This is a genomic window from Alteromonas sp. 38, assembly GCF_902506055.1.
Lineage (GTDB): Bacteria > Pseudomonadota > Gammaproteobacteria > Enterobacterales > Alteromonadaceae > Alteromonas > Alteromonas lipotrueae.
Map to the genome: position 1 here is coordinate 4,259,788 of NZ_LR733300.1, position 13,256 is coordinate 4,273,043.

General features: G+C 44.0%; 12 protein-coding genes. 5 read left to right on the forward strand and 7 right to left on the reverse strand.

Features of this window, described 5'->3' with window-relative positions:
- Position 1: 1 nt before the first annotated feature.
- Positions 2 to 616 carry an RraA family protein gene (locus FLAVO9R_RS18355; RefSeq protein WP_159533663.1) on the reverse strand — a complete coding sequence of 205 codons (615 nt, stop codon included), beginning with the start codon at positions 614 to 616 and terminating at the stop codon, positions 2 to 4.
- A 285-nt stretch (positions 617 to 901) separates the two neighbouring features.
- On the opposite strand from FLAVO9R_RS18355, the gene FLAVO9R_RS18360 reads away from it, so the two are divergent.
- Both FLAVO9R_RS18360 and FLAVO9R_RS18365 read left to right on the forward strand, forming a co-directional pair.
- Positions 902 to 2,962 carry a M13 family metallopeptidase gene (locus FLAVO9R_RS18360; RefSeq protein WP_159533665.1) on the forward strand — a complete coding sequence of 687 codons (2,061 nt, stop codon included), beginning with the start codon at positions 902 to 904 and terminating at the stop codon, positions 2,960 to 2,962.
- Positions 2,963 to 3,136: 174 nt separating this feature from the next.
- On the forward strand, positions 3,137 to 3,832 hold the full coding sequence (locus FLAVO9R_RS18365; RefSeq protein WP_159533667.1) for a lysoplasmalogenase: 696 nt from the start codon (positions 3,137 to 3,139) through the stop codon (positions 3,830 to 3,832).
- Between the two features lie 64 nt (positions 3,833 to 3,896).
- Here the strand turns inward: FLAVO9R_RS18365 and FLAVO9R_RS18370 are convergent, their stop codons facing one another.
- The 6 genes from FLAVO9R_RS18370 to FLAVO9R_RS18395 form a co-directional block, all read right to left on the reverse strand.
- A complete protein-coding gene (locus FLAVO9R_RS18370; protein ID WP_159533669.1) occupies positions 3,897 to 4,298 on the reverse strand; it encodes an ACT domain-containing protein in 402 nt (133 codons plus the stop codon).
- A gap of 89 nt (positions 4,299 to 4,387) precedes the next feature.
- A complete protein-coding gene (dbpA, locus tag FLAVO9R_RS18375) occupies positions 4,388 to 5,770 on the reverse strand; it encodes an ATP-dependent RNA helicase DbpA (protein ID WP_159533671.1) in 1,383 nt (460 codons plus the stop codon).
- A complete protein-coding gene (locus tag FLAVO9R_RS18380) occupies positions 5,767 to 7,140 on the reverse strand; it encodes a substrate-binding periplasmic protein (protein ID WP_159533673.1) in 1,374 nt (457 codons plus the stop codon). The genes dbpA and FLAVO9R_RS18380 overlap by 4 nt, the downstream gene beginning before the upstream one ends.
- On the reverse strand, positions 7,107 to 8,156 hold the full coding sequence (pyrC, locus tag FLAVO9R_RS18385) for a dihydroorotase (protein WP_159533675.1): 1,050 nt from the start codon (positions 8,154 to 8,156) through the stop codon (positions 7,107 to 7,109). Before pyrC ends, FLAVO9R_RS18380 begins: the two co-directional genes overlap by 34 nt.
- Before the next feature lie 28 nt (positions 8,157 to 8,184).
- A complete protein-coding gene (locus FLAVO9R_RS18390; protein WP_159533677.1) occupies positions 8,185 to 8,742 on the reverse strand; it encodes a PhnA domain-containing protein in 558 nt (185 codons plus the stop codon).
- A gap of 84 nt (positions 8,743 to 8,826) precedes the next feature.
- Positions 8,827 to 9,324: a lipocalin family protein gene (locus tag FLAVO9R_RS18395; RefSeq protein ID WP_159534723.1), complete on the reverse strand. Its 498-nt coding sequence runs from the start codon at positions 9,322 to 9,324 to the stop codon at positions 8,827 to 8,829.
- Between the two features lie 179 nt (positions 9,325 to 9,503).
- Between FLAVO9R_RS18395 and FLAVO9R_RS18400 the strand changes: the two genes are divergently transcribed.
- From FLAVO9R_RS18400 to FLAVO9R_RS18410, 3 genes are all read left to right on the forward strand, one after another.
- Positions 9,504 to 10,454, forward strand: a complete 951-nt coding sequence (locus FLAVO9R_RS18400; RefSeq protein ID WP_159533679.1) for an aldo/keto reductase — start codon at positions 9,504 to 9,506, stop codon at positions 10,452 to 10,454.
- Positions 10,455 to 10,504: 50 nt separating this feature from the next.
- Complete coding sequence (gloA2, locus tag FLAVO9R_RS18405) at positions 10,505 to 10,888, forward strand: SMU1112c/YaeR family gloxylase I-like metalloprotein (RefSeq protein WP_159533681.1); 384 nt, start codon at positions 10,505 to 10,507, stop codon at positions 10,886 to 10,888.
- A 321-nt stretch (positions 10,889 to 11,209) separates the two neighbouring features.
- Positions 11,210 to 13,159 carry an alpha-amylase family glycosyl hydrolase gene (locus FLAVO9R_RS18410; RefSeq protein WP_159534725.1) on the forward strand — a complete coding sequence of 650 codons (1,950 nt, stop codon included), beginning with the start codon at positions 11,210 to 11,212 and terminating at the stop codon, positions 13,157 to 13,159.
- Positions 13,160 to 13,256 lie beyond the last annotated feature (97 nt).

Consider the following 13,256-nt stretch of genomic DNA (forward strand, 5'->3'; position numbering starts at 1 on the left):
CTTACTCCTCTTTGTAGCCTAAGTTTGTCAGAATGCTCTCTACCTTTGCACTATGCTGCGCTTGCCACTGCTCAAGTGTCATGGCTGCATCTTTCTCACCACGGGCAAAGGCTATATCAAAAGCTTCTTGTGCTTGCGCTTGTGGAATTACCGCAATACCCTCTTCGTCAGCCACAATAATGTCACCGGCATTCACTGTCACGCCACCACATTGAATGGGCTGATTAAGGGGCGATGTACACTTTTTAGCACCTGGCTTAGGCACTACACCACGGGCAAAGACAGGGAATTGATTTTCTCTAGTTTCTGCTAAGTCTCTAATAACACCGTCGATAACAAACCCTTTAATGCCTCTAGACTGCGCAATTGCACACACGTTACCGCCCGCCACCGCGAATTTATCATCAGCTTCAACCACGATGATATCGCCGGCGTTAGCGCGATAAATGGCTGCGTGAAGCATAAGGTGATCTCCTGCCTCACATTTCACTGTAAACGCAGGGCCAGCAATACGTGGTATAGGCTGCCATAACGGCTTAATTCTATAATCCATAAACTGCTCCCGTGGCAATGCATCGGCGTACTCGCAAGGTGACACGGTATCGAATTGAATCATGTAAATTCCTTCAGCGTTAAATGGAGTGTAAAGGTGGATTTGCCTGCCCTATGTGGTCAATATATCGAAATTACACACAGAAGTTGTTACAAGCTATGTATTTTCACTATAAGTGCTTTTTCTAATGGAAGGGGCGTGATAAATATTAACGTAAGAGAATACTGTCTTTCATGTCTTATTCGATAGGCCATGGGTCAGTATTCAGCCAACGAGATATGAACTTAACGACATAAATTAATAACGACTTGGTTCACACACAAGCTTATAAAATAGGAATAACAATCCATGTTGAAAAGCGTAGTTAGCTTAAGTGTTGCATTAGCACTAACCGCATGTAGTCCGCAAAACACACAACCAGAAAGCCAAGCGCCAACCGCTGTATCGCAACAGCAAGAGTTGAAGTCTGGCGTGAACAAAGAAAACATGGATTTAACGGCCGATCCAGGCAACGACTTTTTCCAATACGTGAATGGCACGTGGGTGGATAACCTTGAGATCCCAGCCGACAAATCAAGTTATGGCGCTTTCACGATTTTGCGTGATGAATCTCAAGACCATGTGATGAAAATTATTAAAAGCTCTGCCGAAGGCGACTTCGCAGATGGTACCGATGAGCAAAAAGTGGGCGACTTCTACCGTGCTTACATGGACACGGATACGCTTAATGAGTTGGGTATAAGTCCAATTAATGCCGACATTGAAAAAATTGAAGATATCACTAATTACGATGAATTAGCTGCATACTTTGCCTATGCCATCCGGTACGGCTATGTGACCCCTTTCAACGTTGGTCAAAATGCAGATTTCAAATCGCCAGAATCTTATATGATTTATACATGGCAGTCTGGCCTTGGCCTGCCTGAGCGCGATTACTATTTTAAAGACGACACCAAATCACAAGAAATCCGCGATGCCTACGTTAAACATATTGAAACCATGTTTACCCTCGCTGAATTTGATGCGCCATCAGATAACGCACAAATGTTGTTTGATATGGAAAGCCGTATTGCTGAGCTTCATATGAAGAAAGAGGAAGTACGTAATTGGGCAGCTAACTACAACAAAGTGCCTGTGTCAGAACTAAGCACTCTTATGCCTAACTTCCCGTGGTCATTATTTCTTAAAAAAATGGAATTAGACGATGTAGACAGTATTGTATTTCTTCAAACTGATTTCATGAAGCAAATGGATACTTTCATTACTGAAACCTCATTGGAAGATTGGAAGGTATTCTTAAAATGGGGCTTACTTAATGCCTCAGCCAGCCGTTTGAGTGAAGATTTCGACACCGCTAATTTCAATTTTTACAGCAAGACATTACGCGGAGTTGAAGAGCCTGAGCCACGCTGGCGCAGAGCTGTTAGCCTTTCTAATGCCCATGTAGGTGAAGTTATCGGTAAAGTTTACGTGAAACAATACTTCCCGCCTGAAGCAAAAGAGCGCATGACCGAGATGGTGAGCAATCTTTTACTGGCATATAAAGACAGTATTGAAAAACTAGATTGGATGACAGACGAAACGCGTGAGCAGGCGTTAGACAAACTATCTAAATTTACCGTGAAGATTGGTTACCCGGATACGTGGAAAGACTATTCTCAGCTGGTCGTTAAAGGCAGTGATTTATTTGGTAACTTAAAGCGCTCGGCTGATGTTGCCTACGAAGAAATGCTCAAGAAACAAGGCGGCCCAGTATGGAAGCATGAGTGGGGTATGACGCCTCAAACCGTTAATGCTTACTACAACCCAACGGCGAATGAAATTGTTTTCCCAGCAGCCATACTTCAGCCGCCATTTTTCGATATGAATGCAGAAGACGCGGTAAACTACGGTGGTATTGGTGCCGTTATCGGACATGAAATTGGTCATGGTTTTGATGATTCAGGTTCGACGTTTGATGGCGATGGCGCGTTACGAAACTGGTGGACTGATACAGACCGACAAGAATTTGAAGCGAGAACGGCGAAACTTGTCGAGCAATTCAACGAATTCGAAGCCCTGCCAGAACTCTTCGTTAACGGTGAATACACCCTTGGGGAAAACATTGGCGACTTGGGCGGTATTAGTATTGCGCTTAAAGCCTATCACTTAACCTTAGAGGGTGAAGAAGCCCCTGTTATTGACGGTTACACTGGCGATCAGCGCGTATTTATTGGTTACGGCCAAGTATGGGCAAGCAAGTATCGTGATGAAGCCTTACGCAACCAAATTCAAACCGACACCCACTCACCAACAAAATTCCGTACTAACGGTGCATTGCGCAACGTTCCTGAATTTTACGAGGCGTTTGATGTTACCGAGGAAAATGATTTGTATTTACCGCCAGAAGAGCGCGTAAAAATTTGGTAATAGGTATTGGTTAGTGTTATTGAAGAGGCGGCAATTCATTCATTGTCGCCTTTTTTATATCTGCATTGAATGTTTGAATCGTGCCTAAATCGTACGAAAATCGATAGCATTGATTCGCTAGCCACGTTGGCCTGATAGCTGCAGATTTACTATGGTTTTTCGGAGCTTAATACTATGAAGTTTGCCTCGCATTTACGCCACTACTTGAACGGCGCAAACCTTTATCTTCTATTTTTAATAACAAGTTGCTTTTATCTCCTCACCCTCACGTTAGCTTCTTACCCTTTTCAGTTTTTGCCTAAGGTATTGCCTATTTGCATATTGCTCGTTACTAGCATAACGATGCTACAAGGTCGCTTTCGCCAGCTCATTTCGTTGGCTATTATTGCCAGTGGATGTGGCGATGTATTCCTAGCAATACAGCTTGAAAACGGGTTTATATTTGGGCTAATTAGCTTTTTAGTTGCCCACATTATTTACATCGTGAGTTTTTGCACGCAGGGGACTATGAGCTTGTCGACTATGAACAACTCGTTAAACCGATGGCGCTTAGTAGGCGTGCTCGGGGTTATTGTCTTTGCTCTCATTATTGGACGCCATATATTGCCCAGTACTGGGCAGCTATTTGTACCTGTGTGCGTGTACTTAGCGGCTATATCTTTAATGGGGATCACTGCGCTAGTATTTAACATGAGTAACACCATCGTATTAGGCGCTTTTTGCTTTATTTGCTCTGACAGTATTCTGGCGCATTCCCTATTTAAAGAACCCTTTCCCTTATCTAGCTTCCTAGTAATGACAACATACTACCTTGCACAATTTTTTATCGTGAAAGGGGCGGTTAGTTATCAAGGTTCGAGCGCTAGCTAGCTTTTGTTCTGAATCTGACGGATTAAGGGTTTGCGCTTTAGGGGGAATGCGTGAGGCTTATGGCTTATGAAGGATTGGCCAATTCAAGCAATACTGCAATGGCTTCATCGGCTCGGCCAACCGGAACGAAAATATGGTCGTGATAATAGCCAGCTACCACATTCGCGCTAATATTAGCCCGCGTAAGAGCAGCCGACATTGCTGCGGTCATACCTACCGCATCTAAACTTGAATGGACATTGCACGTGATGCGCTTAAAGGTAATGTCTACAGCAAAGCCTTCGTTACTTGCAAAAGATGATTCAAGAATAAGGGTTGTACCTTCATCTTCTTTATACACCATTAAGGCATTGGCCAGTTGAGTTGGCGAAACAGCGTAAGGCACGCTTACAAATACAAACGCTTCAATGCTTAACACTGGCTGAAGTGTTTGCAATAAGGTATTTAAATCTGTTTCGCCTGACATGAAATCGCCTTTACTCTGCCTATTGAACTCGTTAAATATACTTGCATAGCATTTGTTCTATACGCTTAGGCTATTATAGTTGATATCACCTATAACTTACGCGCTCTTACTCGTTTGCCTTTAATTTTACCTTCGCGGAAGTGATTCATAGCACGCTTTACACTACGCAACTTAACCGCAATAAAGCTTTGGCTATTTTGCACCGCAATTTTGCCTACATCATCGCCTGGTATGCCTGCATCTTTAGTAAGCGCACCAACTAAGTCGCCAGGACGAAGCTTTTGCTTTTTACCTGCACTCAATGAAATGCAGCTAAATTCAGGTTGGATGATTCGATTTTTATGGAAACGTAAGCCTTGTGCACCTTTTAGCGGAATATCAGTACCTTGTAGCACTTCAATTTTACGCAAGAAATGTTCTTCCTCGTCGCCCACTAACGTTATTGCTGTACCTTCAGCGCCCGCACGAGCGGTACGCCCAATACGGTGAATATGTGTTTCCGGCTCTTCGCTCACTGTGTAGTTAATTACACAAGGAATATCATCAATATCAAGCCCACGTGCGGCTACATCAGTAGCAACCAGCACTTGTAGTGCGTCACTAGCGAACTGATTAAGAACTGCTGTACGCTCGTACTGCTCCATTTCGCCTTGTAAACCTGCTGCGCTAAAGCCATCTTCAAGTAACGACGCGACCACTTCGGTCACTTGTACCCGACGGTTACAAAACACGATAGCCGTTTTAGGCTGAGAATCGGTAAGAATTGCTTTGAGCGTTTGTATTCGTGTGTGCGCAAGTACGTTGTAACCAATTTGAGTAATCGACGGTTTGTTCGACTCATCACTTTCAACCTTACAAATCACTGGTTCGGTTAAATACTGATCGGCAATACGCTCAATTTCTTCCGTATAAGTAGCAGAAAACAGTAACGTTTGTACGCCCTTCTTCATCGGTGAAAAAATGACTTTTAAGTCATCTTCAAAGCCCATGTCTAGCATGCGGTCGGCTTCATCAAGCACGCGTAAACGTACATCTTTTAGCATCAGCCTGCGCTTCTCTACGTGCTCCATCACGCGACCAGGCGTGCCCACTACAACATGAGCGCCGTGCTTAAGCGACTGAATTTGAGGACCCATAGGTTGGCCGCCACAAATGGTCATCACTTTTATATTGCCAATTTGCTTTGCAGCATTTCTATACTGCACGGCAACTTGATCTGCCAACTCTCGCGTGGGGCACAATACCAGTACTTGAGTGGCAAATAATGTAGGGTCAATCTTTTCAAGCGCCGGTATTACGAAGCAAAGCGTTTTACCACTGCCTGTTTGCGCTTGCCCAATAACATCGCTTCCCGCTAATGCATGAGGTAAAGACTGTGCTTGAATAGGCGATAAGGTAAAAATACCTTGTGCATCTAACGCTTTTGTAATCGCTGGATTTATTTCCAACTGCTTTATTGTTTCAATTGTCATTTCTGTTTTTTCCAAAGATGCACAACACCATTTTCAATATGATGGGCAACATTGTGATTATTATGAACGGCTTCACTCCATTGTTGAGAAGTTTGCCTAAATTTCTTACTTTTCTTAATTTTCGCTGACGTGAGTTTAAGCATTTCTACTAACACCAGCGACGTATCGAGTTTAGATAATGCCAAGTAGGCTGAAGACACTTTATATGGTGCGACTTGTTTTATATCGTTACACCGTGTCTTATCAACACACCCGAAATCTATAGCACCTTGAGAAGCAAAGATGACATCCACCTCATTGCTTAAAAGCGCATTCACTATTTCCTTCCAGCTACCGTACGCCACCGTGTGGAAGCCCCTTGCACTAGCCACCTCGAAACGGTAATCATTCTTTAACGTACCCACCCGCATTGTAGAAGGAACGTCATCGATATTGCGGTATGAGTGTTGATCTATACCAAACAAACCATGCAGATTACGGGATATAGGTGAAATCCAATGAAATACAGGCTCTCTTTGCGCAGTGAGAACGATAGAAAAAACCAGTACATTTGGCTTGGAAATCGCTTCTTTCGCGATGCGCTGCCAAGGGGCGTAGAGTATGGGTGAAGCAATACCCGCATCATCCAATACATCTCTAACGAAATCAGCAGCAATACCTTCTAACTCATTATGCTCACCCACTTCACTGAAAAGCGGAACCAAATCTGAAATGATCCACAAATCGCTGGAATCAACGTTCAACTCGCCAACAAAGCTCAAAATACCGAATGAAAACACATGCTTTGATGTGCCGAGTTTCTCAGCAACGCTATGTTGTAGTTCTTTATAGTCAGCAGACACTTTATATTCACTCGCCGCTAAGGAGAGAGATTCTGCTAACGTTTTATTTTCTTCGCTATTTTTTAAGGCTACGTAGCTTAGACTAACGTTTCCGTTACCTGCCCCTGTATTATTACTACACACTGACACCGCTTTTTCACATGCAAATGCCGCAATGGCGGTCACCCAGTAATACTGATGCTCATTTTCTGGGGTTCTTCGCACTCCAGCATATAGACGGGGCGAAGGCATGAGCCCCTCAAAATGACCAGCGGCTTTTGAATCGGTAGTTGCACCGATAACTGAAGATTCAGGTAAATCGAACTGCGTTTGATAACCCGCTAATAAGGCAATCTCTTTGACTAAACGTTGCTGATAATGACTTAGCCATTCAAAATGCGTACTGGCGTCTTCAACAGAAGACACCTGTATTACTGCGTTTTCTGCCCGAACTGCTGGATGCGCTACCGAATTTATCACTAGCACAAGCAGTACAAGGCATTTGGTTAGTCTGGCTAACGTGTTTGGAAAGTATCTTTTAGTTTCCATTGAAGCGTCTGCCCTGCATAGAAAGGCACCATATCGGTACCATCAGCCAACGTGACCTCTTCAGGTACTGTCCACGCTTCTTTTACTAACGTCATTGTTGTGTTGTTTCTTGGTAATCCGTAGAAATCGGCACCGTAGTTACTGGCGAACCCTTCTAACTTATCTAATGCGCCCAACTGCTCGAACACTTCGGCATAAAGTTCGATGGCAGACCATGCGCTGTAGCAACCTGCACAACCACACGCGTTCTCTTTTTTATGCTTTGCATGAGGTGCTGAATCAGTACCTAAGAAGAATTTGCTGTTACCGCTGGCGACCACATCTTGCAGTGCTTTTTGATGTGTATTTCGCTTTAACACTGGCAAGCAATAGTTGTGTGGTCGAACCCCACCAACCAGTAAGTCATTGCGATTTAACAATAAATGCTGCGGAGTGATTGTCGCTCCTACGTTGGCGCTAGCATCTACCACAAAAGCTGCTGCGTCTGCGGTAGTAATATGCTCAAACACTACTTTTAAGTTCGGAAAAGCCGCCACGATAGGTGACAAGTGCGTATCGATGAACACTTTTTCACGGTCGAAGATATCAATATGCGATTCGGTAACTTCACCATGGATAAGCAGTAGTAACCCGTGAGCCTCCATGGCTTCAAAAACAGGGTATAACGCCTCGATACCTTTTACTGCAGCATCTGAATTGGTCGTTGCGCCAGCTGGGTATAGCTTACACGCCGTTACGCCAGCGGACTTCGCATCAGCAATATCTTGTACTGATGTGGTGTTCGTCAAAAAGAGAGTCATTAGAGGTTCAAAGTTGCTGCCGGCTGGGCGAGCCGCTTCTATCCGCTGTTTGTAATCAACCGCCATACTTGCATTCACCACAGGTGGAACTAAGTTGGGCATAACAATGGCACGCTGGAAACAACGGGCTGTAGCTGGGACAGTTTCTGCTAACATTTCGTTGTCACGAAAATGTAAGTGCCAATCATCGGGGGTTCTAATCGTTAGCGTTTGCATAACCGAAAGCTCTCTTCTTTAAGACCAATTAAGATTTTTTTGTATAAGCCGCGATAATAACAATGCGGGTACCATTCACTTTACCTTCAATATGCAAAGGATTATCGCTTAGGCTAATGCCTCTTACTGGTGTACCGCGCTTCGCCGTAAAGCCAGCTCCCTTCACGGTAAGATCTTTAACAAGGTGCACATTATCACCAGCTTGCAGTGCAGCACCGTTACAATCAAGCGTCGCTTCTTGCTCAATAAGTCCCGCTTCAGCCCACTGTTTAACATCGTCTTCTAAGTAGGCCATGTCTAACAAATCTTGTGCCCAGCTTTCACCGCTTATTTTATTAAGCATACGGTAAGCAACCACTTGAACTGCGGGTGTGGGTGACCACATGGCGTCATTAAGACAACGCCAGTGGTTGGCGTCTATGTCGGCTTCACTGTTAAGTTGATCTCGGCAGGTTTGGCAAGTAAGTATCGCGCAGCCAGCAGTTTCATCTGGTGACTCGGGTACCATGTAAACGTCTAAATTTTCGGTGTTCTTACACAACTCGCAAGCGTTATCCGCTCGATTGAAAACAGCTTCTTGAAGCACAGCAAATGTCCCTACAATATTTTGCCGCAAAGTATACCACAATTCGACTAAATAGGGGCTGGCAAAAACGTCTGCTTCTCACTATCAAGGCGTGTCGTGAGAGACCCAAATCAATTTGCTAGTATCGAAGCCGTTCTGCGTAGCTTGGGCTAAAAGGGCGTCGATAGTTTCTTGAGGTAAGGTCTTTTCTCTCGCTAATATCCACAAATAGTCTCTATCAGGCCCTGTTATCATGGCATATTGATAGTCTTCTTTGTCTAATGCCATCACAACATAACTGGCATAGAAAGGACCAAAAAATGATACTTTCAAATGCGCAGTATCGGCCGTTGATACAAAATAAGCTTTCCCTTCAGCCTCATCCCACTTTGCTTCTTCTTGAGAATAACCTCGGTTGATAACCTTTACGCCACCATCGCCGCGCATAGCGTAGGTGGCCGTCACATTGGATAGCCCCTCTTCAAAACTGTGATCGTAGCGCGCTACTTCGTACCACTGACCTAAATAGCGGTCTAACTCAAATCCTTCCACCGGCTTGATGCCATCTGGTATTGATGTACATCCAACCAACGTAAATAACATGGTTACACTAAACCATTTTTTACTATGCTGGCTAAACAATCGGCGAAAAATACCTTCATACGTATTCAATGTGTTAAACATCGACTAATCCCCTAGCTTCATCTATATATGGCTTACTTTAGCAAAATAGCACGTTATTGTGACTGCCAACGCAGTTGCACATTTATTTGGAGTATAAGATGCAAAACTATTTCCCAAACGCAAGCAGACTCGTCTATGGCTGCATGGGCCTTGGTGGTGGCTGGAACAACGAAGCAGCAACAAAAGAACATGTGTTACAAGCACACCAGGTAATAGAACAAGCATTGGCTCTTGATATAAATGTGTTCGATCATGCAGATATCTATACTTTTGGCAAAGCTGAAACAGTGTTTGGCAAGGTTTTAAAAGAAAACCCGTCGCTGAAAGAACGTATGATTCTGCAATCTAAGTGTGCGATACGGTTCGAAGATGATTTAGGACCAAAGCGCTACGATTTCTCAGCAAAATGGATTGAATCTTCGGTAGAAGGTATCTTGCAGCGTTTGAACATTGAGCAACTTGATATTTTGCTGCTTCATCGCCCCGATCCGTTAATGGAATTGGACGAAGTTGCTACCACGCTTTCTTCCTTGCAACAACAAGGTAAGATAAAGCACGTTGGCGTTTCAAACATGCATGGGCATCAAATGGCGTACCTTCAATCGGCGCTTTCAAGCCCAATTGTGGCGAACCAATTGGAGATGAGCTTAGCGTTTCGAGACTGGCTAGAAGATGGTGTTACCACTAATAGCCCGGCAAACCGTAACTCTGGTTATGCACCAGGTACACTTGAGTATTGCATGATGAACAAAGTGCAACTTCAGGCATGGGGAAGCTTGGCACAAGGCAAGTATACGGGCGCCAGTACCCACAACGATACTGATGCCGCTACGGCTGCATTAGTCAACTCTCTGGCCGCCGAATACGAGACTAGCCCAGAAGCCATCGTATTAGCTTGGTTAATGCGCCATCCTACCAATATTCAACCGGTGCTCGGTACAACCAATATTGAGCGTATAAAAGCTTGTCATAAAGCAATGAATGTTAAACTGACTCGCGAACATTGGTACTTATTGCTTGAAACCTCTCGTGGACAAGAGATGCCATAGGGTATGATTGTGTGCAGCACCCTCGGGTCATGCTTTAACGGAGTTTACTTATGTTAAAAGGAATTCACCACGTCGCGCTAATTTGTAGCGACTACCCTGCGTCTAAACGCTTTTATACCGACATTCTTGGCCTTAGCGTTATTGCTGAAAATTATCGCGAAGCGAGAAAATCATACAAGTGCGATTTAGCATTACCCGATGGCGGTCAACTTGAACTATTTTCGTTTCCTGGTGCGCCAGCGAGGCCCTCAAGGCCGGAGGCTCAGGGGTTGCGTCACTTGGCGTTCAGGGTAGACGACATTGATGAGGTCATTGCGCATTTAGCCACAAATAAGGTGGAATGTGAGCCCATTCGCGCAGATGAATACACCGGGAAACGGTTTACCTTTTTCGCTGACCCCGACGGTTTACCGCTTGAACTCTATGAAATGTAGTTTTATGTAAGTGTTTCTGTGTAACCGGCTTGGTACGAAATGTACCTCTGCACTATTAGATAAAAAAAAGCAGGCTTAGCCTGCTTTTTTTAAGACTTTATGCCGCTAATATTTAAAGGTTTTCGCAGTACATCAAACAATGAAGGGTATGGTACTAAACAGATAAGTAGATTCATTTGCAAACCTAAACTACAATACAACTTAATCGATTAAGTTCGTCGTGACAATTTTCGCTAGAATTGTCGAAAACGCAAATTAAACTGAGTTTACTTTGCCACGCTTTTTGTAAGGTAGTTTTAAGGTAATAAAATGGAACAAGCTATGAACTATGCCGCTGATAGTAATGTTTGCCTAAATCGTATTATGGCAAGCACTGATTTATCTATGCTAACTAAAAAAGATGCCGCCTTATTTACTCGCCGAGTTAAAACGCATTTTGGCGACTTATTCGATAAATACATCACTATTTACGGCCACCAGTTCGACTGTTACTTTCATCTTCAACAGCTTATCAATGTGCTGCGTGACGGTGTTAAAAACCGCAAACCTGCGCTGAAAAAAATAGATAACCTTCGACTTCAATCTCCTAACTGGTACAAAGATGAAAACCAAGTAGGTATGGCGCTTTACGTAGACCTTGCTGGCCCAACCATCAAAGATTTACACACGCGTATTCCTTATTACAAAGCGCTCGGGATAACCTATCTACACTTAATGCCGCTTTACGATTCACCTAAAGGAGACAGCGATGGCGGTTATGCTGTATCTGATTATCGTAAAGTGAACCCTTGCTTAGGGACTATGGAAGATCTTGAGTCGCTAGCGGCCACACTACAAAAAGAGGGAATAAATCTCGTCCTCGATTTTGTGTTTAATCATACGTCAGACGAGCATCATTGGGCGAAAGAAGCATTAGCGGGAAACAAACAGTTCCAACATTACTACTACTTGTTCAACGACCGCACGTTGCCAGATCAGTTCGAGCACACGCTTCGAGAAATATTTCCTCAGGTTAGGCGTGGAAGCTTCACTTTTAATGAACACATGCAAAAGTGGGTATGGACCACATTTAATAGTTTTCAATGGGATTTAAATTACAGTAACCCCGAGGTGTTTAATGCCATTACCGGAGAAATGCTATTTCTTGCGAATATTGGTTGTGCAGCACTGCGACTAGATGCCCTTGCATTCATTTGGAAAGAAATGGGAACTGACTGTGAGAATCAAGAAAAAGCCCATCTGCTCATTCAAGCCTTTAACACCTGCTTGCAAATTGTTGCGCCAGCGGTGGTGTTTAAGTCTGAGGCCATTGTGCACCCCGATGAAGTGGTTAAATACATTGGTAAAAACGAGTGCCAACTTTCCTATAACCCGTTATTAATGGCATTGTTGTGGAACAGTTTGGCTACCCGTAAAACACGCCTGTTGACGCGCTCAATGCAAAAAAGCTTTTCGATTAGCGATGAATGCACTTGGGTTAACTATGTGCGTTGCCATGATGATATTGGGTGGACGTTTGACGATAATATTGCCAACGAGCTTGGCGTGAACCCGCATGACCACCGTTTCTTTTTAAATCAATTTTTTACGGGTAGGTTCGAAGGTAGCTTTGCTAATGGTGTACCATTTGCTGAAAATCCATCTAACGGCGATTGCCGTGTATGTGGCTCTCTAGCCTCACTTTGCGGCTTAGAAGGGGCACTTGACACCAATGACCAACAAGGCATTGAAGATGCTATTAAGCGCATGCTTCTTATGTACGGCATTACCTTTAGTATCGGCGGTATTCCCTTGCTGTATTCAAGTGACGAGCTCGCTAAGTTAAACGACTATGATTATTTGAACGACCCATCAAAGCGCCACGATGACAGATGGGTTAATAGGATTGCTATAACTCAACAAGATACTGAACTTGCGCTTTCTGAGCCAAGCAGTCAGCTAACGGCAGAACAAGATGCCAGCTTGCTGGTATTTCGAGGCCTGCAAAACATGTTAGCGATAAGACGTAGTAACCCTATCTTCGGTGCATCACGTACTACCATTGTGGACAATGACAATCAACATTGCTTCGCTTATATAAGAGAAAACGATTCGGGTGAAAAGCTATTGGCTATTTGTAATTTTAGCGAACAATCACAGCAAATAACCGGTGGCTTACTCGGTGCGCTTGGGCACAAGCCCGCCACCGACTTACTTACCGGCAACGTACTGAACGGCAACGAATCAACAATCTCCCTCGCCCCCTTTCAACAGTATTGGCTAAAGCAATAACGGTACTTTCAGCCCCTATTCTTTTCGGCGGCCAGTAATGGACAATGTATTTTCTTTTACTCTGCCGCAACTTAGCGAGATTCTAGCGTATTCCTCA